The sequence below is a fragment of the Stenotrophomonas sp. KH_029 genome, from assembly GCF_057839765.1.
The window spans coordinates 3,034,402-3,060,246 of the sequence record NZ_CM174498.1; the positions used below are offsets into that span (position 1 = coordinate 3,034,402).

24 protein-coding genes and 2 pseudogenes are annotated in these 25,845 nt (G+C 68.9%); 9 read left to right on the forward strand and 17 right to left on the reverse strand.

What is annotated here, in order from left to right; genetic code table 11:
- Positions 1–59: 59 nt before the first annotated feature.
- The 3 genes from AC3ITM_RS13750 (at position 60) to AC3ITM_RS13760 (ending at position 2,266) form a co-directional block, all read left to right on the forward strand.
- Entirely contained in the window at positions 60–1,235 is a 1,176-nt protein-coding gene (locus tag AC3ITM_RS13750; protein WP_228884263.1) for a thiolase family protein, read from the forward strand.
- 124 nt (positions 1,236–1,359) lie between these two features.
- The gene (locus tag AC3ITM_RS13755; RefSeq protein ID WP_228884262.1) at positions 1,360–1,701 is read left to right on the forward strand and encodes a hypothetical protein; all 342 of its coding nucleotides are present in this window, start codon (positions 1,360–1,362) and stop codon (positions 1,699–1,701) included.
- Positions 1,702–1,861: 160 nt separating this feature from the next.
- Complete coding sequence (locus AC3ITM_RS13760) at positions 1,862–2,266, forward strand: hypothetical protein (RefSeq protein ID WP_489265739.1); 405 nt, start codon at positions 1,862–1,864, stop codon at positions 2,264–2,266.
- A gap of 59 nt (positions 2,267–2,325) precedes the next feature.
- Here AC3ITM_RS13760 and AC3ITM_RS13765 read toward each other — a convergent pair.
- Positions 2,326–3,814: pseudogene (locus AC3ITM_RS13765) on the reverse strand (acyl-CoA dehydrogenase family protein).
- 112 nt (positions 3,815–3,926) lie between these two features.
- Here AC3ITM_RS13765 and AC3ITM_RS13770 point away from each other — a divergent pair.
- The 4 genes and pseudogenes from AC3ITM_RS13770 to pdeM all read left to right on the forward strand — a co-directional run bounded on the left by AC3ITM_RS13770 (position 3,927) and on the right by pdeM (position 9,631).
- Positions 3,927–4,934, forward strand: a pseudogene (locus AC3ITM_RS13770) (ligase-associated DNA damage response exonuclease).
- Positions 4,931–6,535 carry an ATP-dependent DNA ligase gene (locus tag AC3ITM_RS13775; RefSeq protein ID WP_489265740.1) on the forward strand — a complete coding sequence of 535 codons (1,605 nt, stop codon included), beginning with the start codon at positions 4,931–4,933 and terminating at the stop codon, positions 6,533–6,535. Before AC3ITM_RS13770 ends, AC3ITM_RS13775 begins: the two are co-directional and overlap by 4 nt.
- Complete coding sequence (locus AC3ITM_RS13780; RefSeq protein WP_489265742.1) at positions 6,532–8,997, forward strand: ligase-associated DNA damage response DEXH box helicase; 2,466 nt, start codon at positions 6,532–6,534, stop codon at positions 8,995–8,997. The genes AC3ITM_RS13775 and AC3ITM_RS13780 overlap by 4 nt, the downstream gene beginning before the upstream one ends.
- Positions 8,987–9,631 (forward strand): ligase-associated DNA damage response endonuclease PdeM, encoded by a 645-nt coding sequence (gene pdeM / locus AC3ITM_RS13785; RefSeq protein ID WP_489265744.1) that lies wholly within the window; start codon positions 8,987–8,989, stop codon positions 9,629–9,631. Before AC3ITM_RS13780 ends, pdeM begins: the two co-directional genes overlap by 11 nt.
- A gap of 62 nt (positions 9,632–9,693) precedes the next feature.
- Here the strand turns inward: pdeM and AC3ITM_RS13790 are convergent, their stop codons facing one another.
- The 8 genes from AC3ITM_RS13790 to AC3ITM_RS13825 all read right to left on the reverse strand — a co-directional run bounded on the left by AC3ITM_RS13790 (position 9,694) and on the right by AC3ITM_RS13825 (position 15,660).
- Entirely contained in the window at positions 9,694–9,960 is a 267-nt protein-coding gene (locus AC3ITM_RS13790; protein ID WP_489265746.1) for a hypothetical protein, read from the reverse strand.
- A gap of 257 nt (positions 9,961–10,217) precedes the next feature.
- On the reverse strand, positions 10,218–11,465 hold the full coding sequence (locus tag AC3ITM_RS13795) for an FAD-dependent oxidoreductase (RefSeq protein ID WP_489265748.1): 1,248 nt from the start codon (positions 11,463–11,465) through the stop codon (positions 10,218–10,220).
- A gap of 121 nt (positions 11,466–11,586) precedes the next feature.
- Positions 11,587–11,793, reverse strand: coding sequence for a transcription antiterminator/RNA stability regulator CspE (gene cspE, locus AC3ITM_RS13800; protein ID WP_019183439.1), 207 nt, complete (start codon positions 11,791–11,793; stop codon positions 11,587–11,589).
- Positions 11,794–11,881: 88 nt separating this feature from the next.
- Positions 11,882–12,628, reverse strand: coding sequence for an S-methyl-5'-thioinosine phosphorylase (locus tag AC3ITM_RS13805; RefSeq protein WP_489265751.1), 747 nt, complete (start codon positions 12,626–12,628; stop codon positions 11,882–11,884).
- A 103-nt stretch (positions 12,629–12,731) separates the two neighbouring features.
- Complete coding sequence (locus AC3ITM_RS13810; RefSeq protein ID WP_489265753.1) at positions 12,732–13,286, reverse strand: hypoxanthine-guanine phosphoribosyltransferase; 555 nt, start codon at positions 13,284–13,286, stop codon at positions 12,732–12,734.
- On the reverse strand, positions 13,286–14,293 hold the full coding sequence (gene nagZ / locus AC3ITM_RS13815; protein WP_489265755.1) for a beta-N-acetylhexosaminidase: 1,008 nt from the start codon (positions 14,291–14,293) through the stop codon (positions 13,286–13,288). The genes AC3ITM_RS13810 and nagZ overlap by 1 nt, the downstream gene beginning before the upstream one ends.
- 67 nt (positions 14,294–14,360) lie before the next feature.
- The gene (locus AC3ITM_RS13820; protein WP_489265756.1) at positions 14,361–15,053 is read right to left on the reverse strand and encodes a DsbA family oxidoreductase; all 693 of its coding nucleotides are present in this window, start codon (positions 15,051–15,053) and stop codon (positions 14,361–14,363) included.
- A gap of 100 nt (positions 15,054–15,153) precedes the next feature.
- Positions 15,154–15,660, reverse strand: a complete 507-nt coding sequence (locus tag AC3ITM_RS13825; protein WP_489265757.1) for a CYTH domain-containing protein — start codon at positions 15,658–15,660, stop codon at positions 15,154–15,156.
- A 207-nt stretch (positions 15,661–15,867) separates the two neighbouring features.
- Here AC3ITM_RS13825 and AC3ITM_RS13830 point away from each other — a divergent pair, with 207 nt between their 5' ends.
- On the forward strand, positions 15,868–16,380 hold the full coding sequence (locus AC3ITM_RS13830; protein WP_489265758.1) for a hypothetical protein: 513 nt from the start codon (positions 15,868–15,870) through the stop codon (positions 16,378–16,380).
- Between the two features lie 35 nt (positions 16,381–16,415).
- Here AC3ITM_RS13830 and rlmD read toward each other — a convergent pair whose 3' ends face one another.
- Positions 16,416–17,750: a 23S rRNA (uracil(1939)-C(5))-methyltransferase RlmD gene (gene rlmD / locus AC3ITM_RS13835; protein ID WP_489265760.1), complete on the reverse strand. Its 1,335-nt coding sequence runs from the start codon at positions 17,748–17,750 to the stop codon at positions 16,416–16,418.
- A gap of 140 nt (positions 17,751–17,890) precedes the next feature.
- Between rlmD and AC3ITM_RS13840 the strand changes: the two genes are divergently transcribed.
- The gene (locus AC3ITM_RS13840) at positions 17,891–18,616 is read left to right on the forward strand and encodes a response regulator (protein ID WP_489265762.1); all 726 of its coding nucleotides are present in this window, start codon (positions 17,891–17,893) and stop codon (positions 18,614–18,616) included.
- Between the two features lie 97 nt (positions 18,617–18,713).
- Here the strand turns inward: AC3ITM_RS13840 and recO are convergent, their stop codons facing one another.
- The 7 genes from recO to AC3ITM_RS13875 form a co-directional block, all read right to left on the reverse strand.
- Positions 18,714–19,436, reverse strand: coding sequence for a DNA repair protein RecO (gene recO / locus AC3ITM_RS13845; protein ID WP_489265764.1), 723 nt, complete (start codon positions 19,434–19,436; stop codon positions 18,714–18,716).
- 31 nt (positions 19,437–19,467) lie between these two features.
- Positions 19,468–20,364: a GTPase Era gene (gene era / locus AC3ITM_RS13850; protein ID WP_228884245.1), complete on the reverse strand. Its 897-nt coding sequence runs from the start codon at positions 20,362–20,364 to the stop codon at positions 19,468–19,470.
- Complete coding sequence (gene rnc, locus AC3ITM_RS13855; protein ID WP_228884244.1) at positions 20,361–21,041, reverse strand: ribonuclease III; 681 nt, start codon at positions 21,039–21,041, stop codon at positions 20,361–20,363. The genes era and rnc overlap by 4 nt, the downstream gene beginning before the upstream one ends.
- Entirely contained in the window at positions 21,031–21,414 is a 384-nt protein-coding gene (locus AC3ITM_RS13860; protein ID WP_228884243.1) for a DUF4845 domain-containing protein, read from the reverse strand. The genes rnc and AC3ITM_RS13860 overlap by 11 nt, the downstream gene beginning before the upstream one ends.
- A gap of 32 nt (positions 21,415–21,446) precedes the next feature.
- Complete coding sequence (lepB, locus tag AC3ITM_RS13865; RefSeq protein WP_489265765.1) at positions 21,447–22,241, reverse strand: signal peptidase I; 795 nt, start codon at positions 22,239–22,241, stop codon at positions 21,447–21,449.
- A gap of 112 nt (positions 22,242–22,353) precedes the next feature.
- Positions 22,354–24,144: a translation elongation factor 4 gene (gene lepA / locus AC3ITM_RS13870; protein WP_489270112.1), complete on the reverse strand. Its 1,791-nt coding sequence runs from the start codon at positions 24,142–24,144 to the stop codon at positions 22,354–22,356.
- A 168-nt stretch (positions 24,145–24,312) separates the two neighbouring features.
- Positions 24,313–25,839 carry a DegQ family serine endoprotease gene (locus tag AC3ITM_RS13875; RefSeq protein WP_489265767.1) on the reverse strand — a complete coding sequence of 509 codons (1,527 nt, stop codon included), beginning with the start codon at positions 25,837–25,839 and terminating at the stop codon, positions 24,313–24,315.
- Positions 25,840–25,845 lie beyond the last annotated feature (6 nt).

The following is a 25,845-nucleotide window of genomic DNA, read 5'->3' on the forward strand; positions in this document are numbered from 1 at the left end:
ACCGCTTCCAATGCCCGCGTTCCCATTTCGGTTATCGCTCACGCATCAACGAGATTGCCATGCCCAACATCGTCATCGCCGCCGCCAAACGCACCGCCATCGGTTCCTTCCTGGGCCAGTTCAACGGCGTACCGTCGCCCACCCTGGGCGCGGCCGCCATCGCCGCCGCGCTGGAACAATCCGGCGTCCCGGCCGCGGATGTCTCCGAAGTGATCATGGGCTGCGTACTGCCGGCCAACCTGGGCCAGGCCCCGGCCCGCCAGGCCGCGATCGCCGCCGGGCTGCCGCTGTCCACCGGCGCCACCACGCTCAACAAGGTCTGCGGTTCGGGCATGAAGGCGATCATGCTCGGCCACGACCTGATCAAGGCCGGTTCGGCCAGCATCGTGGTCGCCGGCGGCATGGAGTCGATGTCCAACGCCCCGCACATGATTCCCAACTCGCGCACCGGCAACCGCTTCGGCAACTTCCAGGCGGTGGACCACATGGCCCACGACGGCCTGGTCAACGCCTACGACGGCAAGGCCATGGGCGAATTCGCCGAATGCGCGGTGGACAAGTACCAGGTCAGCCGCGAGGAACAGGACGCCTTCGCGATCGAATCGGTGCGCCGGGCCCAGGCCGCCCAGGCCAGCGGCGCGTTCGACGATGAAATCGTCGCGGTCAAGGTCGCCACCCGCAAGGGCGAGGTCGCGTTCGCGCAGGACGAACAGCCGGGCCGTTCGGACATCGCCAAGATCCCGACCCTGCGGCCGGCGTTCAAGAAGGACGGCACGGTCACCGCCGCCAGCTCGTCGAGCATCTCCGACGGCGCCGCCGCCGTGGTGCTGTTGTCCGAGGACGATGCCGCCGCCCGCGGCCTGCAGCCGCTGGCCCGGATCGTGGCCCATGCCACCCATTCGCAGGAGCCGGAGTGGTTCACCACCGCCCCGATCGGCGCGCTGCACAAGCTGATCGAAAAGACCGGCTGGAGCCTGGACCAGGTCGATCTGTTCGAAATCAACGAGGCGTTCGCGGTGGTGGCCATGGCCCCGATCCGCGAGCTGGGCATCCCACACGACAAGGTCAACGTCAATGGCGGCGCCTGCGCACTGGGGCATCCGATCGGCGCCTCCGGCGCGCGTCTGGTGGTCACTCTGGTGAACGCCTTGCGCAAGCGCGGGGGAAAGCGCGGTATTGCCACGCTGTGCATCGGCGGCGGGGAAGCTACCGCCATTGCCATCGAATTGATTTGACTGGAATTAACGCGCATTTCGCAAAACTGAATGCGCGATCGCTTGACAGCCAAACGTGGCTTGTCATCATGTTGCCGGGCGCGCAATAGCGCGTTGCCTAATCTAACGACGAGGATTCACACAAATGAGCATCAACAAGCTGCTGATCGCAATGGCCCTGGGCCTGGCTCTGACCGCCTGCTCGAAGCAGGAGCAGGCTGCTGACGCCGCCGCTTCGGCCAACGAAGCTGCCGCTGACGCCCAGGTCGCTGCCGACCAGGCCGCTGCTGCTGGCGCCCAGACCGCCGACGCTGCCCAGGCTGCCGCCGACACCGCCACCACCGCTGCTGACGCTTCGGCTGACGCCGCTGCCCAGGCTGGCGCTGCTGCCACCGACGCTGCTGCCGGCGCTGCTGCCGACGCTGCCAAGGCCGGTGAAGCCACCGCCGAGCAGGCCAAGGACGCTGCTGAAGAAGCCAAGAAGTAATAACTTCTTTCTTCACGCAAGTCTGAAGAAGCCGCTGGTTCGCCAGCGGCTTTTTCTTTGCCTGGACGTTGCCGCGCCGGATCGCGGCAGTGCGCGCACGACCTGGCCTTCACATCGGCATGAATAGGCTGGCCTCCCTATCGTTGTACCGGAGAGCGCCATGACCTTTCGCCCGTTGACCACCACCGTATTGGCCGCCTCCCTGTTGCTGGGCCTGGCCGCCTGCAAGGGCCCGGAAGCCGAACAGGCACGCCAGGACGCCGCGCAGGCCGCCGACAGCGCCAACGCTGCCGCCCGTGAAGCGGTGGACAAGGCCGCTGCAGCCACCCGCAATGCCGCCGATGATGCCTCCGCGGCCTCCGAGCGCGCCGCCGCCGACACCCAGCAGGCACTGGACCGCGCCGCCGACGCCACCTCCGAGGCCGCCGGCGAAGCCAAGGTTGCCGCCAAGGACGCGGCCGCAAGCGCCAGCGGTGCCACCGCCGATGCGGCGCAGAAAGTGGCCGACAAGGCCCATGAGGTTGCCGCCGACGCCAAGCAGAACGCCGACGATGCCAAGCACTGAGCACCGACGTAACGCATGACCGAACGCCCCTTCGCTGAAGGGGCGTTTTTTGTTTCTGGTTACGGCAACGCCCTGGCCAGCACCGCAGCGAAGTCCACGTCTGCCGGTAAGGTACCGAAGGCCATGCCGTGCTCGGCGCCCAGCCGCGAGCGTATGAACACCGGGGCCAGCGGGCTGCCTGCGCGCAGCAGCTCGGCGGCCTGCAACAGCAGCGCCAGGCGCTCGGTCACGGCGCGCGCCTGGGTCTGGTCCGGCACGCCGGCCAGCTGCGCGCGCAACGCCGCCAGCGCAGCGTCGAAGCACGCCTCCATGCCGGCCACGCCGGCCAACTCCTGCTCCAGCGCGGCCAGCACCTGCGGCTCGCGCGCCAGCGCACGCAGCACGTCCAGGCACTGGATGTTGCCGCTGCCTTCCCAGATCGAGTTCAACGGCGCCTGCCGGTACAGCCGCGGCCTGGTCGACCGCCGCGGCCACGCGCAGCGCAAAGCAGGTGGCCGCCTCCGATTCGAGCGCCAGGTCGGCCAGCACATTGGTCATCAATGGCTGCTCGCACAGGCGCGTGCCGAAGCTGCTGCGGTGGCGGGCATGGTGCAACGCCTGGACCAGCGCCATGCGCATTTCCGCCGCCGCGCCGAGCATGCAGTCCAGCCGGGTCATCATCACCATGCCGATGATGGTGGCCACGCCACGGCCTTCCTCGCCGACCCGGCGCGCCCACGCCCCGCACAATTCCACTTCGCTGGAGGCATTGGACCAGTCGCCCAGCTTGTCCTTCAGGCGCATCAGCCGGAACGCATTGCGGTTGCCATCGGGCAGCCGGCGCGGCATCAGGAAACAGCTCAACCCGCCCGGCGCCTGCGCCAGCACCAGAAAGCCATCGGACATCGGCGCGGAGAAAAACCACTTGTGCCCGACCAGCGCATAGCTGCCATCGGCCTGTGGCTCGGCACGGGTGGTGTTGCTGCGCACATCCGAGCCGCCCTGCTTTTCGGTCATGCCCATGCCCAGGGTGATGCCGGCCTTGTCGGCGATCGGCACATCGCGCCAGTCGTAGTGCGGCGCGGCGGCCTTGTCGGCCCACTCGGCCAGGGCCGGGTCCTGGCGCAACACCGCCACGGCGGCATGGGTCATGGTCAACGGGCAACTGGTGCCGGCCTCGGCCTGGTGATGCAGATAGCTCAGCGCCGCGCGTGCGACATGCGCGCCCGGGCCACCGTCGTGCCAGGACAGCCCGGCCACGCCATGGCGCTTGGCCAGCGTCATCAGCTGGTGGTAGGCCGGATGGAACTCCACCGTGTCGATGCGATGGCCCTGCGCATCGTGGGTGCGCAGCCGCGGCTTGTCGCGGTTGGCATCGAAGCCGAGCCGGTACAGCTCGTCGCCGGCGATGCCGCCATAGCGCGCCAGCACGTCGAGGTGGGCACCACCACCGTGGCGCTGCACCGCGTCGACCAGGGCCACATCGTCGGCCCACAGGTTGCGCCCGGCGAACGGTGGCGGCTGGTTGGTCACCTGGTGGGTTTCAAACGCAGGCAATGCAGAGTTCATCGCGGCGGCCTCCCGGCCCGGGGGTGTCCCCCCGATTCTGCCGCATCGCCGGCCAAGCCGCCGTTCAGGCCGATTCTCACTTCCTGCACGACGGCGCCGGCACAGTGGCGGCATGAGCCCGGTGCATGCCAACGACGACCTGGTGGTACTGCGCCCGGAAGGGCTGTACTGCCCTGCCGGCGATTTCCACATCGATCCCTGGCAGCCGGTGCCGCGTGCGGTGATCACCCATGGCCACGGCGACCACGCGCGCAGCGGCATGGGCCACTACCACTGCAGCACCGCCAGCGCGCCCATCCTGCGCTGGCGGCTGGGCGATGTACCGCTGCAGGCGCACGACTACCGGCGCCCGTTCCGGCTGGGCGAGGTGGAGGTCTCCCTGCACTCTGCCGGGCACGTGCTGGGTTCGGCGCAGGTACGCATCGACGACGGCCGGCAGGTCTGGGTGGCGTCGGGCGACTACAAGCGCCAGCCCGACCCGACCTGCGCGCCGTTCGAGGTAGTGCCGTGCGATGTATTCATCACCGAGGCCACGTTCGCGCTGCCGATCTACCGATGGCAGGACACCGCCGAGGTTGCTGCGGAGATCGTGGCCTGGCGGCGCGAATGCGCTGCGCGCGGCGAGGCGGCGATCCTGCTCTGCTATGCGCTGGGCAAGGCGCAGCGGATCCTGGCCGAACTGCTGCCGCTGGACGACCAGCCGGCGTGGCTGCATGGCGCCATCGCCAATGGCGTGGCGGTGTATCGGCAGGCCGGCGTCGCCATGCTGGACACTCTTACCGTGGCCGAACAGGGCCGCCAGCCCGATGCCGCCGGCAAGCTGATCCTGGCGCCGCCCTCGGCGGCCGGCACGCCGTGGCTGCGCCGTTTCGGCAAACATCAACTCGGCTTTGCCTCGGGCTAGATGCGCCTGCGCGGCAATCGCCGCCGGCGCAATTACGACCGCGGCTTCGTGGTATCCGACCATGCCGACTGGCCGGCGCTGCTGCAGACCATCGAACAGACCGGCGCGCGGCGGGTGATCGCCACCCATGGCAATACCGATGCGCTGATCCCGTTCCTGCGCGAACGCGGGGTGGCCGCAGAGGCCTTCCGGACCGATTTCGGGAGCGGGGAATGAAGGCATTCGCCGCGCTCTACCAGCGCCTCGACCGCAGCACCGCCACGCTGGACAAGCGCGCCGCGCTGGTCGCCTACTTCGGCGATGCGCGGCCGCACGATGCGGCCTGGGCGCTGTACCTGCTCAGCGGCGGCAAGGTCGGCGGCGCACGGCGCAAGATCGCCACCAGCGGTGAACTGCGCGCGTGGATCGGCGAGGAATCCGGGTTGCCGGCATGGCTGGTGGACGACAGCTACGACCAGGTCGGCGATCTCGCTGAAACCCTGACCCTGCTGCTGGATGATCCGCTCCAACCCAGCATCGACCGGCCGCTGTCGGAATGGATCGAATCGCACCTGCTGGCCGTGGCCAACCAGGACGAAGCGGTGCGGCGCGCGGCGGTGGTGGCAGGCTGGCGGCAACTGCCTGCCAGCGAGCGGCTGGTGTTCAATAAACTGCTGACCGGCGCGCTGCGTGTCGGCGTGTCGCAACGGCTGGTGCAGCAGGCACTGGCCGAACTGTCGGGCATCGATATCGCGCGCATCGCCCAACGCATGCTCGGCGAGTGGATCCCCACGCCCGGCCTGCTGGCGGCATTGCTGTCGCCGCAGGAGCGCCCGGAGGATCGCCAGCAACCCTACCCGTTCTTCCTCGCCTCGCCGCTGGAGGCCGGGGTCGACAGCCTGGGCCCCATCGCCGACTGGACGCTGGAATGGAAATGGGACGGTATCCGCGTGCAGCTGCTGCGGCGCAAGGGCGAGGTGGCGTTGTGGTCGCGCGGCGAGGAACGCCTGGACGGCCGTTTCCCCGAAATCGAGGCGGCAGCGATGGCGCTGCCCGATGGCTGCGTGATCGATGGCGAACTGCTGGCCTGGCGCGATGGCCAAGACCAGCCCCTGCCGTTCACCGCCTTGCAGACCCGCATCCAGCGCCGCAAGCCCGGTGCGAAGACGCTGCGCGATACGCCGGTGCGGGTACTCGCCTACGACCTGCTGGAGGCCGATGGCCAGGACCTGCGCGCCCAGCCCTTGCACGTGCGGCGCACGCGGCTGGCCGCGCTGTTGGCCGCGCTGGACGATCCGCGCATCGTGCTGTCGGCCACGGTCGCAGCGGCAGACTGGCCGGCGGCAGCCCTGCTGCGCGCGTCGGCACGCGAGCGCGGCGTGGAGGGGCTGATGCTCAAGCGCCACGATTCGCTCTACCAGAGCGGGCGCCGCCGCGGCGACTGGTGGAAGTGGAAGATCGATCCACTGACCATCGATGCGGTGATGATCTACGCCCAGGCCGGTCACGGCCGGCGCAGCACGCTGTATACCGACTACACCTTCGGCGTCTGGGACGGCGACAAACTGGTGCCGGTCGCCAAGGCCTACTCGGGCCTGGACGACAAGGAAATCCTGGCGCTGGACCGCTGGATCCGTGCCAATACCGTGGAACGGTTCGGGCCGGTGCGCAGCGTGCGCGGCGAACAGGTGTTCGAGCTGGGCTTTGAGGCGGTCAACCGCAGCACCCGGCACAAGTCCGGCATCGCCGTGCGCTTTCCGCGCATCCTGCGTTGGCGCCACGACAAACCGGCCAGCCAGGCCGACACCCTGGTCCAGCTGCAGGCGCTGGCCCGGTGACCCGGCGCGAGGCGCTGGCGCGTCTGGGCGCGTGGTTCGCCAGCCGCGGCTGGGCACCGCTGCCGTTCCAGAAAAAAATGTGGCGCCATTACCTGGCCGGCGCGTCGGGGCTGCTGCACACCCCCACCGGCAGCGGCAAAACCCTGGCGATGTTCGGTGGGCCGCTGCTGCAGGCCCTGTCCGACCCGCTGCCACGCAGCGTAGGCGGCCGCGCACGCACGCCGGTGCCGGTCCTGCAGGTGCTGTGGATCACCCCGCTGCGTGCACTGGCCACCGATACCGCGCGCGCCCTGCACGAGCCGCTGGCCGCGCTCGGGCTGGACTGGCAGGTGGGGCTGCGCACCGGCGATGCCAGCGCGCGCGACAAGCGGCTGGCGCGCGCCGGCCGCGTCGACGTGCTGGTCACCACCCCCGAGTCGCTGGCGCTGCTGTTGAGCTACCCCGACGGCATGGCGACGATACGCCGGCTGCGCTGCGTGGTGGTCGATGAGTGGCATGAGCTGCTGGGCAACAAGCGCGGCGTACTGCTGCAGCTCACCCTGCGCCGCCTGCGCGATGCCCTGCCCGCCCTGCAGGTCTGGGGCCTGTCGGCCACGCTGGGCAACCTGGAGCAGGCGCGCGACGTCCTGCTGCCGGACCTGCCCGATGCGCCGCTGGTCGCCGGGGCACGGCCGCGCCCGGTCAGCCTGGAAACGCTGCTGCCGGCGCATGGCGAGCGCTTCCCGTGGGCCGGCCACCTGGGCCTGTCGCAGCTGCAGCGGGTGCTGGAGAAACTGCTGGCGGCCGGCACCAGCCTGCTGTTCACCAACACCCGCGCGCACGCCGAGCTGTGGCACCAGGCGCTGGCGGCAGTGTGGCCGGAAGATCCGGCAACACTGGCGCTGCACCACGGCTCGCTGGATCCCGCGCTGCGCCGCGCGGTTGAAGATGGCCTGCGCCAGGGTCGCCTGCGCTGCGTGGTGGCCACCTCCAGCCTGGACCTGGGCGTGGACTTCCCGGCGGTGGACCAGGTGCTGCAGATCGGCAGCCCCAAGGGCATCGCCCGGCTGCTGCAACGCGCCGGGCGCGCACGCCATCGTCCCGGCCAGTCCGGCCACATCGTGTGCGTGCCCTCGCACGCGCTGGAACTGGTGGAATACGCCGCGGCGCGGCGCGCGCTGGCCAACGGCGTGATCGAAGCGCGTCGCCCGCTGCGGCTGTCGCTGGACGTACTGGCCCAGCACTGCGTGAGCTGCGCGCTGGGCGGTGGCTTCCACGCCGATGCGCTGCTGGAACAGGTGCGGCGCACGCACGCTTTCGCCGGGCTGGACAGCGCACACTGGCAGGGCGTGCTCGACTTCGTCGTGCAGGGCGGACGCGCGCTGGCGCAGTACCCGGATTTCCACAAGGTGGTGCGCGACGACGACGGCATCTACCGCGTGCACGACCGCCGCGTGGCGCTGCGCCACCGCCTGTCGATCGGCACCATCACCAGCGACGGCAGCGTGATGGTGCAGTTCCTGCGCGGCGGGCGGTTGGGCGCGGTCGAAGAACAGTTCCTGGGCCGGCTGCGTCCGGGCGATCGCTTCCAGTTCGCCGGGCGCCTGCTGGAACTGGTGCGGCTGGAACACATGACCGCCTATGTGCGGCTGGCCCGTGGCGGCGATGGCGTGGTGCCGCGCTGGCAGGGCGGTCGCCTGCCGTTGTCCGAGGCGCTGGGGCACGAGATGGAAGTGGTGCTGGGCAGTGCGCCGGACAGCCCGGAAATGCAATGGCTGGCCCCGCTGCTGGGCCTGCAGTCGCGCTTGTCGACCCTGCCCGACCCTTCCCTGCTGCTGGTGGAAAGCGTACGCCGGCGCGATGGCCAGTACCTGTTCGTGTATCCCTTCGCCGGCCGCCAGGTCAACGAAGGCATCGCCGCCTTGATGGCGATGCGCTGGACGCGGGTGCAGGCCAATACCTTCGGCTACGCGGCCAACGATTACGGCTTCGTGCTGGCACCGGCGCGCGCGGTGGTGGTGGAGGCCGGCCTGGTGCGCACGCTGCTGCATCCCGACGGCCTGCTCGCGGACCTGCGCGACAGCCTCAACCTGGGCGAACTGGCGCGCCGGCAGTTCCGCGACATCGCGCGCGTGTCGGGCATGCTGGTACCGGCCCTGCCCGGGCGCACGCCACGCAGCCTGCGCCAGCTGCAGGCATCCAGCGGGCTGCTGTACGACGTATTGCGCCAGCACGACCCGGATCACATCCTGCTGACGCTGGCCGAACGCGAAGTGCTGCACAGTCAACTCGACCTGGCCAGCCTGGCCGCCGCGCTGCAACGCTGCCAGGCACGCACGCTGAGCATGCACGCGCTGCGCAGCCTGGGGCCGTTCTCGTTCCCGTTGTGGGCAGAGCGCCTGCGCGGACAGCTCAGCAACGAAGACTGGAAGACCCGCGTGCTGCGCGCGGCCCAGCAACTGGAGACACGCCATGGCCACTGAGTTGTCGCTGCCACTGGCCGGGGAAACCGTGCAGCTGCTGGGCGCACGCGCGCTGTACTGGCCCGCGCGCCGCGCGCTGTTGATCGCCGACCTGCACCTGGGCAAGGCCGATCTGTTCCGCCGCGCCGGCATCGGCCTGCCCAGCGGCGGCACCGGCGACGACCTGGCACGGCTGTCGCAGGTACTGCAGGCGCACCCGGCCGACACACTGTGGATACTGGGCGACGTCCTGCATGGCAGCGCGCATCGCGCGGCGTGGTACCGGCAGTGGCAGGGCTGGCGCGAACAACATGCGTCCTTGCAGATCGGGGCGTTGGCCGGCAACCACGACCGTGCGCTGCCCAAGGCCGACCTGGGCATCGAACTGCTGGGCGAGAAGGTCCAGGAAGGCCCGTTCCTGCTGCGCCATGACCCGCGCCCGCACCCCACCTTGCACGTGCTGTGCGGACACCTGCATCCGCTGGCGCGCCTGCCCGGCATGCAGCGGCGCTGGCCGGCGTTCTGGCTGCGCAGCGGCCTGAGCGTATTGCCTGCCTACTCGTGCTTCACCGCCGGCGTTGCACCGGTACTGGACGACGGTGAGCGCCTGGTGGCCTGCGTGGAAGGCGACGCGATCGCCCTACCCCCCCGGTAGCTACCGACCGTTGGTCGGTAGCCGGCCGTTGGTCGGTAGCCGGTCGTTGGTCGGCAGGCGATCTACGCAGCCGACAACACCCCGGGCATCAGCCGGATATCGGGCGCGCGCGGATTGGGGCGCACCGGCTGGCGCAGGATGGCCGCCAGCATGTCGCGGGCGGCGTCACGGATGCGCGCGTGGTGCTCCGGCGCAGTGTGGGTGATGAGGCTGGTGACATGGAACTCGAACACATCTTCCATCACATCCGGCTGATCCTCGTGCAGCATCTGCAACAGACCGCGCAGCTTGCTGAGTTCACTATCCAGAGTTTCGGCCGAGAACAGCATGTTTATCTCCTAGGTTGCGATGGGTCCGCAGGGGACCCGGGGGCGCAAACGCATCGCGCCGGCAGCACCGGACGAGGCTGCGGCGACAGACGATCCGGGAACGGACAGCGCCCGTCATCGCACAGGGCACACTGACGGAGGTGGAGCACACGCACGCTGCGTTTGCCCTGTGGTTGTCGCAGGTTGGCGGTGAGTTCACCGTCAACGAATGTTATCTGCGCCTTCACGCGTGCGCGTTCTTCCGCTATGCGTGGTTATCAGCTGATGCCCGGCGCAGCGGTGCGATCGGCCAGGGCCTGCACCAGGCCCGGCGACAACGGCAACTTGCCCAGCCAACCGCGCTGGGTGCCGGTCAGTACCCGCAGCATGTGCCCGCGGCCGCCGGGAACCCGCCCCATCGGACCGAACAGCACGTCGCGCGCGCGCGCCAGCGTATCGCGCTCGGATTGGAACAGCGGGGTCAGCCAGCGGCTCCAGAACTGGTAGATCGCCACGTGCGCGCGGCGCTGTGCCTGGTAGGCCTGCAAGGCCGCCTCATGGCCGGCATGGGCGCGCAGCACATCGCGCAGTGCCAGCGCGTCCATCAGCGCCATGTTCACGCCCTGCCCCAGCTGCGGGCTCATCGCGTGCGCGGCATCGCCGACCAGTACCAGCCGGTCGCGGTGCCAGTGCGTCATCACCGCATCGCGGTAGCCGGCGCGCGCCAGCTGCGCGCTGTGCTGCACGCCATCCAGGCGTTGGTGCGCCTGCGGCCACAGCGCGGCGATCTCCTCCAGCCAGCGCGCCATGCCGTCACACTCCCACTGCGCGAACTGATCGCGCGGCAGGCTCCAGAAGAAGCTCAGGCGCGGCACCGCATCGCCCGGCCGGGTACCCACCGGCAGCAGACCGATCATCTTGCGCGCGGCCACGTACCGCTGGCGCAGTTCGGCCGGGTGCGGCCAATCGCCACCGGGCAGCAGGCACCACAGCGCGCCCCAGGGATACTCGCGGTCCAGCGCGGTGCCTTGGACCTGCGCGCGCAGCTGCGAGCCGGCGCCATCGGCGGCGATCACCAGGTCGTAAGGCCCATGCCAGCGACCCTGCGCATCGCGCAGCCGGCCACCGGCGGTATCCACCTCGACGATGCAGGTATCGGCCTGCAGGTTGCCCGGCTGTTCCCAGGCCTGGGCCAGGACGCTGAACAACGCGCCGCGCTGCATGCCCACGCCGTGCAGGCGCGCATCCAGTCCGTCGTAGCGGATGTCCATCACCGCGCGGCCGCACGGGGTTTCCCCATACAGGCGGCGTACCGCCGCGCCATGCTGCAGCACCTGTGGCAGCAGATCCATCTGCCACAACACATCCAGTCCGCTGGGCTGCAGCAGGAAACCGGCGCCCACCGGGCCGGGCGCGGCGGCGCGCTCGAAGACGTGCACCTGGTGATGGTCGCGTGAAAGCAGGACAGAAAGCGTCTGCCCGGCGGTGCCGTAGCCAACGATGGCGATGGTGCGTCGTGGAGCCATGTATGTCCCTATAGCGTGATCAGCATCACGCACGATGTCGGCCGCTGCGCCATCCCATGACGGTGGCGGCGCCTAAAAAAAACCCCGCCGAAGCGGGGTTTTCAATGCGCAACCGAATGAATCACTCGGCCGGCACGATGTTCGAGGCTTGGGCACCCTTCGGGCCCTGGGTCACGTCATAGGTGACCTTCTGGCCTTCCTGCAGACTGCGGAAGCCCTTGGAGTTGATCGCGGAGAAGTGCGCGAAGACGTCGGCGCTGCCGTCCTCCGGCGAAATAAAGCCAAATCCCTTGGCGTCGTTGAACCACTTGACGGTACCGTTCGGCATGGTAGTGCGAGACCTTCTTCAATGAATGGGTGGTGTACGCTCAACCAGCGCACTGCCGGAGTATGCAAAGCTTGCCGCGCAATGACAATCACCCACGTGCCAATTCGCCGACCAGTTCCGGCAATCCGGCCGATGCGGCGTCCACATTGGCCAATACTTCGGCCATCGTGATCTCGTCGCCATCGCCACAGCCGGCGGCCCAGTTGGCCACGATCGCCAGGCAGGCGTAGTCCAGGCCCAGTTCGCGCGCCAGGCTGGCCTCGGGCATGCCGGTCATGCCGACCAGGTCGCAACCGTCCCGGCGCATCCGCGCGATTTCCGCATTGGTCTCCAGCCGCGGGCCCTGGGTGGCGCCGTAGCAGCCGCCATCGTGCAGGCGCACGCCGGTGACCCTGGCCGCCGCCAGCACCTTGGCGCGCAGCAGCGGCGTATAGGGGTGGCCGAAATCCACGTGCAGCACTTCGCTGCCGGGCTCTTCGCTCAGCGTGGAGATCCGCCCCCAGGTGTAGTCGATCAGCTGGTCCGGGCAGGCCAGCACGCGCGGGCCGAAGTGTTCGGTGATGCCGCCGACGGTGTTGAGCGCCAGCACGCGCGTGGCGCCGATCTGCTGCAGTGCGGCAAGGTTGGCGCGGTAGTTGATCTTGTGCGGCGGCAGCGAATGCCCCTCACCGTGGCGGGCCAGGAAGGCCACGCGCTGGCCCAGCAGGGTGCCGACCCGGATCGGGCCGGACGGGGTGCCATAGCGGGTGTCGACCTGGTGGCTGCTGACATCGTCGAGCTGGGCCAGCTTGTAGACGCCGGTGCCGCCGATGACGGCCAGGGAAATGTGTTCCATGGGGACTCCAGAAAAGCCGCGCGCCCCGTGCTGCACACGCAGACCGCCGGGGCGCGTCGATACGTGGGAACAGGGCCGATGCCGGGCATCGGCCCCGCGTGGATCATTCCTTCATCGCGTAGATGGCCGGCACGCAGCGCAGCGTCTCGTTGACGTCCATCCCGAAGCCGAACACGTAGCGGTCCGGCAGGTCGACGCCGGCGTAGTCGGCCTTGATGTCCGGCAGCGCGCGGTCGTGCTGCTTGACCGTCAGCGCGGCGATGCGCACGTCGGTGGCGCCCTGTTCCAGGCACCAGGTGCGCACGCCCTGCAGGGTGTAACCCTCATCGAGGATGTCATCGACCAGCAGCACGCGGCGACCGAACAGCGCAGTGGCCGGCTTGTGCTTCCAGACCAGGTCGCCGCCGGTGGTTTCGCCGCGGTAGCGGGTGGCGTGCAGGTAATCGAACTGCACATCCTGGCCGCGTGCGCCCAGTTCCAGCGCGAGCTGGCCGGCGAACGGCAGCGCGCCGTGCATGATCGACAGGAACAGCGGCACTTCGCCCTTGTAATCGCGCGCGATGGCCTCGGCGATGCCGGCGATGGCCTTGTCGATGGTGGGACGGTCGACCAGCAGGTCGGCCTGGGCCAGGGCCTGGGAAATGGTGAGGTTGGGCATCAGACGGTTCTTCCAAGGGTGTCAAGCAAACGGGATTGGGTGTCGCCATGGCCGGCGTCGGCCAGCAGGCCGTCCCAGCCAAGCGCGCCGCGGCCGATCAGGCCGAGCAGCGCAGCGGTGTTGAGGGTGCGGCCTTCGACCGCACGCAGCGAGGCATCGACCAGTTCGGGGTGGCAGACCAGCACCACGTCGCAGCCGGCATCCAGGTGCGCATCCACGCGCGCCTGGACCCCGCCGGCCGAGAACGAGGCCGCCATCCCGATATCGTCGGAGAACACCACGCCGCGGAAACCCATTTCTTCACGCAGGATCTGCTGGATCCAGCGCGGCGAATAGCCGGCCGGCTCGGGCGCGACCTGCGGGTAGACCACATGGGCCATCATCACCGCATCGGCGCCGGCGGCGATGCCGGCGGCGAACGGGACCAGGTCCAGCGCGCGCAGTTCATCGAGCGTGCGCGGGTCGCTGGCATCGTCGACATGGGTGTCTTCGCGGACCGTGCCGTGGCCGGGGAAGTGCTTGAGCGTGGCGGCCATGCCGACGCTGTGCATGCCGCGGATATAGGCGCCGGTGAAGTCGGCCACCACCTGCGGATCGGGGCTGAAGGCCCGGTCGCCGATGGCCAGGTTGCCACGGCCCAGGTCCACCACCGGGGCGAAGCTGAGATCCACGCCGCTGGCGCGCACTTCGCTGGCCATCAGCCAGGCGTGCTGCTCGGCCAGCGCCAGCGCGGCGGCGCGGTCGCTGGCATACAGGGCGCCCAAGTCCTGCAGCGGCGGCAAGGCGCTGTAGCCCTCGCGGAAACGCTGCACGCGGCCGCCTTCCTGGTCCACGCAGATCAGCTGCGGGCGCGGCGCGGCGGCGCGGATCGCCGCCGACAGCTCGGCCACCTGCTGGCGCGAGGCGAAATTGCGCTTGAACAGCACGACCCCGGCCACGGCGTCATGCTGCAGCCAATCGCGCTCCTGGGCGGTGAGTTCGGTCCCGGCAACGCCGATCACGAGCATGGGCAATCTCCAATACGGGGCGCCATGATGGCGCACCGCCGCATTGTCGCAGAACCCGCGCGCAGCGTCAGACCTCGCAGCCGTCCGGGCCGCAGCCATCGCCCTGCCCGGCCGGGGCCGCTGGCGCGCGCTCGGCGGCGATCTGGCGCAGGATCTGGGCGAAGGCTTCGGGCGGCTGCGCGCCCTGGATGGCGTATTTATCATCGATCACAAAGGTGGGCACCGACTGAATGCCCAACTGCCGGGCCTGCGCCAACTGCGCCTGGATCTCCTCCAGCCCTTCCTCGCCGGCCAGCAGCGCGGTCACCCGCGCCGCGGCGATGCCGCCGGCGGCCGCAGCCTCGATCAGGGTCTGCGGGTCGGCCAGGTTGCGGCCGTGGACGAAATGGGCGCGGAACAGCGCCTCCCCGACCGGGCCCTGCACGCCTTCACGCCCGGCCAGCCACAGCAGGCGGTGCGCCGGCAGCGTGGTGACCCGGACCTGGCCCTGGTCGAAGTCCATCGGCAGGCCTTCGGCACGCGCGCTGGTCTGGGTCTGGGAGAGGATCTGCTCGGTGCGCTCGGCACTGCCGAACTTGGCCTGGTAGGCCTGGCGCAGCGGCACCGGGGTGGTGCCGGCATCGGGGTCGAGCAGGAAAGGATGCCAATGCACCTCGACCTCGGGGGCCTGGTCACCCAGCAGGGCCAGGCCCTGCTGGAAGCGGTGCTTGCCGATCCAGCACCAGGGGCAGACAACGTCGGACCAGATATCGATTTTCATGATCCATGCCTATGGGCCGCGGGCGGCCAAAACAAGGGGTCTTCGCGCATCTGCGTAGCAAGCATTCGTACCCACCCACGTACCCACCAACGGTGGGTACCTACGGGCCCCGTTCAGCCGCCGACCAGCGCGCATACGGGTGCGCGGCCAGGGCCAGGTTGTAGTAGCGGACCTGGTCGGTGACCTCCAGGCCGACCCAGTCGGGTTTGGCGATGACCTGGTCGGCATGCTCCAGTTCGACCTCGGCCACCACCAGCCCGGCGTTGTCGCCGAGGAATTCATCCACCTCCCAGACCAGCCCGGCATGCCGGACCAGATGCCGGCGTTTGTCGATCAGCCCGCCCACGCACAGCGCCAGCAGCGCGCGGGCATCGTCGGGCGGGATCGGGTAGTCGAACTCCTGGCGGGTATGCCCGATATCGCGCGACTTGAAGTTGACGAACGCCTGCCCGCCCTGGATGCGCACCCGCACCGAGGCCTTCTGTGCGCCGCTGTCGAGCGCGGCGGTGTCGTTGATGTAGCCCTGCGCCATCGGAATGACCGCGTGCGCGGCAGCGCGCCAGCCATCGCCGGTGACCAGGAATTTGCGTTCGATTTCAATGCCCATGAACACAGTATGGCGGGGGTGCCCAACGCTGCCTACCCGCGACGGTGTGCTGCGCCTACACTGCGCGCCCCTTCCCAGGATCCGGCCTTGATGACACGCCGTCGCCTCCCGCCGCTTCGCTCCGCCCTGCCCGTTCTTGCCCTGCTCGCCGCCCCTGCCATTGCGGCAACGCTGGCGGGCCCTTCGCTGGCACAGGCGCAAGCAGCGATGGACACGATGTTCGATGCGGCCATCGCCGATCGCCCCACCAGCGACAGCAGCCGCCTGGTGGCCGAGGCGTTCCGTCCGCGCCTGAAGGCGTTGTCCAGCTGCCTGCCGGTGGCCGGCACGACCTCGCCGACGGTGGACTGCATCGTCACCGCCCAGGCCGGCCCGGAGCCGGTGCACCGCCTGCTGCGTTTCAGCCTGGTGCAGGCGCAATGGACGCTGGCCGGCGAGCAGCGCAACCTGCCGGTGCCGGTGCCGCCGGTGGCGCGCGTGCAGGTGCTGTTGCGCGAACAGTTCAGGCAGCGCCTGGCGCGCAGCGACGATGCGCAAACCCGCCGGGAGCTGGAATATGCCGCCGGCGCGGCCGAGGTGTTGGCGGTGGAGGACTGCGAGATCGGCGACGAGGCGCCGGTGATCGAATGCGAGGTGACCGCCACTGCCGGCGATGAACGCGGCCAACAGAGCATGGCGTTCACCTGGGTGGACGGGCAGTGGCAGAACGCAGCGCCGTAATCCGGCGCATGCGCCCGATGCTGCCGTAGCGCCGCTCAGCGCCGCTCGAACACCGCGATGCTTTCCACGTGCGCGGTGTGCGGGAACATGTCCATCGCACCGGCACTGACCAGGGTGAAGCCCTGTTCGTTGACCAGATAACCGGCATCGCGCGCCAGCGAACCGGGATGGCAGCTTACATAGACGATGCGCTTGAACTGCTTCAACGGCAGCTGCTGCAGCACCTCGATCGCCCCCGACCGCGGCGGGTCCAGCAACAGCTTGTCAAAGCCCTGGCGCATCCACGGCGCCTGCCGCTGGTCCTGGGTCAGGTCGGCTGCATGGAACTGCGCATTGCCCAGCCCATTGCGCTCGGCGTTTTCCCGGGCGCGCGCCACCAGCCCGGCCTCGCCTTCCACCCCGACCACCTCGCGCACGGTACGCGCCAGCGGCAGGGTGAAATTGCCCAGCCCGCAGAACAGATCCAGCACCCGCTCGTCCGGGCCGGCATCGAGCAGTTCCAGCGCCAGCTGGATCATCTTCACGTTGAGCGGGGCGTTGACCTGGATGAAGTCCAGCGGACGGAACGCCAGCTCCACGTCCCACGGCGCCAGCTTGAACGACAGCGGCGCCTGCGCCGGCCACAGCGGATGCACCGACTCCACGCCACCGGGCTGCAGCGAAATGGCAAAGCCGTGTTCCTGGCCGAAGCCGATCCAGGCGGCGCGGTCGGCGTCGCTGAGCGGCAGCATGTGGCGGATCGTCAGCATCACCGTTTCGTCGCCGGCGATGAACTCGATCTGCGGGATATCGCGCTTGCCTTCAAGCGTTTCGATGAATTCGGCCAGCACCGAGACCTTGCTGCCGATCTGCGGGATCACCGTCAGGCATTGGCCCAGGTCGGCGACAAAGCGCGGATCCTGCTCGCGGAAACCAACCAGGGTCTTGTCCTTCTTCTCCACCCGGCGCACCGAGAAGCGGCCCTTGCGGCGGTAACCCCAGCTCTGGCCGACCAGCGGTGGCAGCACCGTGCCCGGGCTGACATGGCCGATCCGGGTCAGGTTGTCCATCAGCACGCGCTGCTTGGCCACGATCTGCTGCGATTCATCCAGATGCTGCAGCACGCAGCCGGCGCAGACGCCGAAATGCGGGCACTGCGGGGTGACCCGCTGCGGCGAGGGCTGCAGCACCTCCAGGGTGCGCGCCTCGTCGAAATGGCGGTTGCGCGCGGTCGGTTCGGCACGCACCACTTCGCCCGGCAACGCGCCGGTGATGAAGGTGACCTTGCTGCCCTCGCCTTCACGGCGGGCAACGCCACGGCCATCATGGCTGAGGTCGACGATGGTGGTCTGGAAAGGCGTACGGTCGAGTCGGGAGCGGGTTCGGGCCACGTGGCAACAGGCTGCGGGCAAAAAGGGTGCGTATTGTCGCAGATACGAACGTCCGACGGCCCCGGCCAGGCTGGAAACGCTTGCAGCGCGCGCTGTCATGTTTAATATGGGCAGAGCTGACATGGATGGAGGCAAGCACAATGCAGATGACCCAACGGGACCCCATGCCCCGATTCCTGCTCGTCGAGGACGACACCATCAGCCGCGGCTTCTTCAAGGCCGCGCTGGAGACCCTGCCGGCGCAGGTGGACACCGCCGATTCGCTGGCCACGGCCATGGACCGCGGCCGCAGCGGCCAGCACGACCTGTGGCTGATCGACGTCAACCTGCCCGATGGCAATGGCACCGAGTTGCTGCACCAGTTGCGCCGTTCCCGCCCGGACACCCCGGCCCTGGCCCATACCGCCGATGGCGACACCAGCATCCACGCCTGCCTGCGCGATGCCGGCTTCAGCGAGACGCTGGTCAAGCCCTTGTCCCGCGAGCAATTGCTCAAGGCGGTGCGGCGGGCGCTGGTCAACAGCCCGGGCAGTGCCCCGGCGCCGGGCATCGGCGCCAGCGAAGCCGAACGTGAAGACTGGGACGAAATCACCGCCCTGGCCGCGCTGAATGGGCAGCGCCACCATCTGATCGCCCTGCGCGAACTGTTCCTGGCCGAGCTGCCCGGGGTCCGCGACGCGGTTGCCCAGGCGCTGCTGCTGCACGACCTGCGCGCCCTGCATGGGCAACTGCACCGGCTGCAGGCCAGCTGCGGCTTTGTCGGCGCGGCGCGGCTGGCGCGGGCGGTCCGGCAACTGCACCAGGCCCCGGATTCGACCGGTGCGCATACCCGGTTCCAGGCGGCGGTGGAATCGTTGCTGCATTGAGTGGCGGGCCCGGACCTACCCTCGGGAGACCCGTAGATCCGACCCGTTGTCGGATGCTCTTCGTTCCGGCACCACGATGTCCGAGCGTGGCTCGGACCTACCGGCGCCGGGCCAAGTCTTCGAGCATCTCCCAGGATTTCAAGCCGCGCCCGCCCAGGTGGTGCAGCAGCACCGCGCGCATCGCCCGGCGCAGGCTGGCCAGGTCGTCGGCTCCGGGCATGGCGTCGGCGGCCAGGGCCAGCAGCGCGCTGCCGGTGGCCGCGCCCTGGCGCTGCTGCGCGCCGCGGTCGCTGAGCAGGCGCAGCGGCCCTTCCTGCGGGTCCAACTGGTAGCGCGCGGCCGGGTCCAGCGGGTGGCCGTCGCTGCTGTGACGCAGGTCGAAACCCACCCCCAGCACGTCCAGCAGGTCACGTTCGAAACGGCGCAGGGTCCAGGCCAGCGGCTCGCCGTCGCGCAGGCGCTGGCGGACCCGCCCGTAGTGGTCGTACAGCTCCGGCAGCGGGTCCTGGCGGGGCGCCAGCCGCATCATCAGTTCGTTGATATAGAACCCGGCCAGCATTGCCTCCCCGCCCAGCCGGGGGGCGGCATCCAGGGCTTCGGCCCCGCGCAGCTGGGCCAGCTCGCCGCGCTGCACCGCCGTCAGGCGGATCCACTGCAACGGCTGCAGGGCCGCCCGCAACGCCTGGCTGCGCGGGCTGCTCAGGCCGCGCGCCAGCACCCCGATGCGGCCGTACTGCTCGGTCAGCACCTCCACCAGCAGGCTGGTCTCGCGCCAGGGGCGGGCGTGCAGCACGAAGGCCGGCTCGTCGTCGATGCGCATGGCTCAGCCGCCGGTTGCCATGGGCCCCGGCTTATTCGTAGCCGAACGCCTTCAGCGCGGCTTCGTCGTCCGACCAGCCCTCGCGCACGCGCACCCAGGTTTCCAGGAACACCTTGGCGCCGAACAACCGCTCCATCTGCAGGCGCGACTTGGCGCCGATCTCCTTCAGGCGGGTACCGCCCTTGCCGATCACGATCGCCTTCTGGCCTTCGCGCTCGACCCAGATCACCGCGCCGATGCGCAGCAGGTTGCCGTCCTCGACGAAACGCTCGATTTCCACCGTGGTGGCATACGGCAGTTCCTCGCCCAACTGGCGCATCAGCTGCTCGCGGACCAGCTCGCCGGCCAGGAACCGCTGGCTGCGGTCGGTGATCTCATCCTCGCCGAACATCGGCGGGGCTTCGGGCAGCAGCTTGAGCAGGTCGCGTACCAGCGCTTCCAGGCCGTTGCGCTTCTGCGCCGAGATCGGGTGCACCGCGGCGAACGTGCGCCCTTCGGTGACCTGCTGCAGGAACGGCAGCAGCGCGCCCTTGTCCTTGAGCCGGTCGACCTTGTTGACCACCAGCACCACCGGAATCCCGGAGTCGCGCAGCACGTTGAAGGCCAGGGTGTCCTCCTCGTCCCAGCGGCCGGCTTCGATCACCAGCATGCCCGCGTCCACGCCCTCCAGCGAACCGCGCGCGGCGCGGTTCATGACCCGGTTCATGGCGCGCTTCTGCGCCCGGTGCAGGCCGGGGGTGTCCACCAGCACCAGCTGCCCTTCCGGATAGCTGGCAATGCCCAGCAACCGGTGCCGGGTGGTCTGCGGCCGGTTGGACACGATGCTGACCTTGGCGCCCACCAGGGCGTTGGTCAGGGTGGATTTGCCGACATTGGGGCGGCCGATGACCGCTACGCTGCCGCAACGATGGGGGGTTGCTTCGCTCACTTGGAATCCAGTTGCTCGAGGGCGGCCGCAGCCGCCTGTTGTTCGGCCAGCCGTCGCGAGGCACCTTCGCCTTCGGTGCTGACAGCAGGATCGGCTACGCCGCAGCGTACCCGGAAGATCTTGGCATGTTCGTCACCCGACTCTGACACCAGCTCGTACAGGGGCAGTGCCCGCTGCCGGGCCTGCAGCCATTCCTGCAATCGGGTCTTCGGGTCTTTTTCGGGCTTGCCGGTGGCCGGCAGGGCCTCCATGGAGGCGCTGAACCAAGGCAGCACCACCGCCTGGCAGGCGGCAAAGCCCATATCCAGGTAGATCGCCGCCACCACCGCTTCCAGCGCGTCGGCCAGGATCGAGTCGCGGCGGTGGCCACCGGATTTCATCTCGCCCGGGCCCATGATCAGGCGGTCGCCCAGCTCCAGGGTGCGCGCGATCACCGCCAGCGCGCCTTCGCGCACCAGTTCGGCGCGGGCGCGGGTCAGCGCGCCTTCGTCGGCCTTGGGCCAGCGCGCGTACAGCGCCTGGGCCACCATCATGTTGACGATGCTGTCGCCGAGGAACTCCAGCCGCTCATTGTTCGGGCTGCCGGCACTGCGATGCGTCAGGGCCTGCTGAAGCAGGCCCGGATCCTGGAAGGGGTGGCCGATCAGGTCACCGCGTTGGAAAGTCTTAGTCGACACCGTTGAGGGTCAATTCCTGATGCGTATCAAATTTGCCAACCACGTCCAGGTTGCCGATCAACTGGCGACGGACCTCGTAGTTGACCTTCATGTTCCAGCCACCGCCGACGCGCTCGAACTTCACATTGGACGGTTTCACGTTTTCCGAGAAGCTGATGTCCAGGCGCTTGAAGAACATCTCCTGGACCCGCGCCGGCTCCATGTTGCCCACGCCCGGCTCCTTGGCCAGGCCCTTGAGCGCCGAACGCACCGAGTAGTACTCCGAGTACATCGGGAACAGCTTCATGCCGATATACAGGCCGAAGGCGACCACGATCAATACCACCAGGAACGAGGTCAAGGTCATGCCGCGCTGCGTGTTCATCGTCTTCATTGCGTTCTCCCCAGATACGCCTGTGCCATGGATCAATGGATGCCCGAACCGATCCGCGACGGCTCGAAACCGTCCTTGCAGAACCAGCCCGAGCAGTTCAGCCAGATCAGGAATGCCTTGCCGCGCAGGTTTTCTTCCGGCAGCAGGCCCCAGAAGCGGCCATCGTCACTATTGTCGCGGTTGTCGCCCATCACCAGGTACTTGCCGGCCGGCACCGTCCACTGGCCTTCGCCACGCGGGTAATCGGTCTCCAGCACGGTATGGGTACGGCCCGGCAGGTGCTCCACCAGCAGCGAGCTGCCCTCGCCCTGGCCGCGGTGGCCGGCGTACAGGCCCTTGTTGTCGTAGGTGAGCGGCTGGCCATTGAGGGTCAGGCCGTTGCCCTGGAACACGATCTGGTCGCCGGGCACGCCGATCACGCGCTTGATGAAGTTCTCGCCCTTGGCCGGGTCGGCATCGGAATGGCCCGGGAAGTGGAACACCACCACGTCGCCACGCTTGGGCTCGCCCACCGGCACGACCTTGGCGTTGTTCAGCGGCAGGCGCAGGCCGTAGGCGAACTTGTTGACCAGGATGAAATCGCCGATCAGCAGGTTGGGCATCATCGAGCTGGACGGGATCTTGTACGGCTCGGCGATGAAGCTGCGCACGATCAGCACGATCGCCAGCACCGGGAAGAACGCCCGCGAGTAGTCCACCAGCACCGGCTCGGAGTCCAGCAACCCGGCGCGCGCGGCGCGACGCTTGGCGAAGTACAGCTTGTCGGCGAGCAGGATCAGGCCCGAGGCCAGGGTCAGTACGACCAGGAGGATCTCAAACAATTTCATGCAGTGTCCTTGGAAACGGTGGCTGCGGGTGCCGGTACGGCAGGTCGGTGCCGCCCTGCGCGCCCGGCGGCACCTGGCCGGTGCCGCGCGGGTGCCGGACGGGCGCCCGGCCTTACTTGTCCATCTGCAGCACGGCCAGGAAGGCTTCCTGCGGGATTTCCACGCGGCCGACCTGCTTCATGCGCTTTTTGCCTTCCTTCTGCTTTTCGAGCAACTTCTTCTTGCGCGAAACGTCGCCACCATAGCACTTGGCCAGCACGTTCTTGCGCATGGCCTTGACCGTGGTGCGGGAGATGATCTGCGAGCCCACCGCGGCCTGGATGGCCACGTCGAACTGCTGGCGCGGGATCAGTTCCTTCATCTTCTCGCACAGCTCGCGGCCGCGGCGGTCGGCATGGCTGCGGTGCACGATCAGCGACAGCGCATCGACCTTGTCGCCATTGATCAGCACGTCCACGCGGACGAACGGGCCGGCATCGAAACGCACGAAGTGGTAGTCCAGCGAGGCATAGCCGCGGCTGACCGACTTGAGCTTGTCGAAGAAGTCCAGCACCACTTCGGCCATCGGCAGCTCGTAGCTGATCTGCACCTGGCTGCCCAGGTAGTTGATGCCGATCTGGCTGCCGCGTTTTTCTTCGCACAGCTTGATGATGCTGCCGATGTATTCCTCGGGCGTGAGCACGTTGGCGCGGATGATCGGCTCGCGGATCTCATCGACCATGTTCACCGGCGGCAGCTTGGCCGGGTTGTCCATGTTGATGATGCTGCCGTCGGTCTTGAGCACTTCATAGACCACCGTCGGCGCGGTGCTGATCAGGTCCAGGTTGTACTCGCGCTCCAGGCGCTCCTGCACGATTTCCATGTGCAGCATGCCCAGGAAGCCGCAGCGGAAGCCGAAGCCCATCGCCTCGGAGCTTTCCGGTTCGAAACGCAACGCTGCATCGTTCAGGCGCAGTTTGTCCAGCGCCTCGCGCAGGTCCGGGTAGTCTTCGGCATCGACCGGGAACAGGCCGGCGAACACGCGCGGCTGCATTTCCTGGAAGCCCGGCAGCGCCTCGGACGCCGGATCGGCGGCCAGGGTCAGGGTGTCGCCGACCGGCGCGCCGTGGACGTCCTTGATGCTGGCGGTGACCCAGCCCACTTCACCGGCACGCAGCGCCGGCAGCGCCTTGCGTTTGGGGGTGAACACACCGACGTTTTCAACCTGGTGGTTGCGCCCGGTCGACATCACCTGCAGCTTGTCGCCGGCCTTGATCTGGCCCTGCATCACCCGCACCAGCGAGACCACGCCCAGGTAGTTGTCGAACCACGAGTCGATGATCAGCGCCTGCAGCTTGTCGGTCGCGCGCGGCGCCGGCGGCGGGATGCGATGCACGATCGCCTCCAGCACGTCGACCACGTTCAGGCCGGTCTTGGCACTGATCGCCACCGCATCGGTGGCGTCGATGCCGATCACCGCTTCGATTTCGGCCTTGGCGCGCTCGATGTCGGCAGTGGGCAGGTCGATCTTGTTGATCACCGGCACCACTTCCAACCCCTGCTCCACCGCGGTGTAGCAGTTGGCCACCGACTGCGCTTCCACGCCCTGGGCCGCATCGACCACCAGCAGCGCGCCTTCACAGGCCGCCAGCGAGCGGCTGACTTCATAGGAGAAGTCGACATGCCCGGGGGTGTCGATGAAGTTCAGATGGTAGGTATTGCCGTCTTTGGCTACATACGGCAGCGACACCGACTGGGCCTTGATGGTGATCCCACGCTCGCGCTCGATCGGGTTGGAGTCGAGCACCTGCGCTTCCATTTCACGGGCCTGGAGGCCGCCGCAAAGCTGGATGATGCAATCGGCCAGCGTGGACTTGCCGTGGTCGACGTGGGCGATGATGGAGAAGTTGCGGATGAACCGCATCGAATCAGAAGACATAGGTGGCGGCGGCGCGTCGCGTCGTCAGGATGACTGCCGATTATCGCACGGCAGGCCGGCCCCCGCGTGGCCCGGCCTGCGATTGGCCCGATCGGCCCGGCAGAAACGACCGGGCCCGCCGAAGCGGGCCCGGAAACGCAGGGCTGGCGGGGCTTACTGCCCGGCCTTGACCGGCACGAAGGCGCTGTTCCCATTGACCCGGATCAGCAACATGACCACATCGCCCTTGCCATACCCGGCCAGCGCCTTGTTCAGCGCCGCCACGCTGCCGACCGGGGTACGCCCGACCTGCAGCACCACCATGCCCGGCGACAGGCCGGCGTCGCGCGCGTTCGCCCCGTTGACCCGGGTGATCCGCACGCCCTCGCCCGCCGCCAGGCCCTGCTGCTGGCGCTGCGGGGCGGTCAGGTCGGCCACCTCCAGCCCCAGCAGGGCGTTGGCACCGGCTTCGGGCTTGGCCGCTTCGGCGGCCGGACGCACCGGGCTGCGGTCGGCATCGTCGGCCAGTTCGGTCAGGGTGGCGCTGATCTCGCGCTCCTTGCCCTCGCGCAGCACCACGATGCGCACCTTGGTGCCCGGCGGCAGCGCGCCGATCAGCGGTGGCAGGTCGCTGGACACGTTGATCGGGGTCCCGTTGACCGAGCGGATCACATCGCCCACTTCCAGCCCGGACCTGGCCGCGGCACTGCCGGGAACGAGCTGGTTGACCAGCGCACCACGGCTGTCGGGCAGCTTGAAGCCCTGGGCCACATCGGCGGTCACCGCGCCGACCATGGCGCCCAGCTGGCCGCGGCTGACCTTGCCGGTCTTCTTGATCTGCTCCACCGCGCCCATGGCCAGGTCGATCGGGATCGCGAAGCTGATGCCCATGTAGCCGCCGGAGGCGGAGAAGATCTGCGAGTTGATACCGACCACTTCGCCGCGGGTATTGAGCAGCGGGCCGCCCGAATTGCCCTGGTTGATGGCCACGTCGGTCTGGATGAACGGCACGTAGCGCTGGTCGGCGCCGCCGGTGCTGCGGCCCACGGCGCTGACCACGCCGGCGGTGACCGAGTGGTCCAGCCCGAACGGCGACCCGATCGCGACCACCCATTGGCCCGGCTTGAGCGTGTTGGAGTCGCCCACGCGCACGGTCGGCAGGTTCTTGCCGTCGATCTTGAGCAGGGCCACGTCGTACTGCTGGTCGCTGCCAATCACCTTGGCGGTGAATTCGCGGCGGTCGCCGAGCTTGACCTTGACCTCGCTGGCGTCGGCGACCACGTGGTAATTGGTCAGCACATAGCCGTCGGCGGAGATGATGAAACCCGAACCCATGCCGCGGCCCTGGATGCGTGGGCTGTCGTCCTGGCCGCCCGGCTCCTGGCCCGGCATCTGGAAGTCCGGGCCGAAGAAGCGGCGGAAGAACTCGGGCATTTCATCGCCGCCCGGGCCCATGCCGCGGGCCTGGCGGTTGCTGCGCACGATGGTGGTTTCCACGTTGACCACGCCCGGGCCGACCTGTTCGACTAGGTTGGTGAAGTCCGGCAGGCCGCTGACCAGCTGCGGGGCCGGGGCACGCGGGGCGGCGGCCGGCGCGGCGGTGGCGGCGGGAGCAGCCGGCGCCGGCGCCTGGGCGCAGGCCATCAACGGCAGGGTCAGGGCCAGCAGGGTCATGGCCTGGGTACGCTTGCGGGGGGTCATCAGACT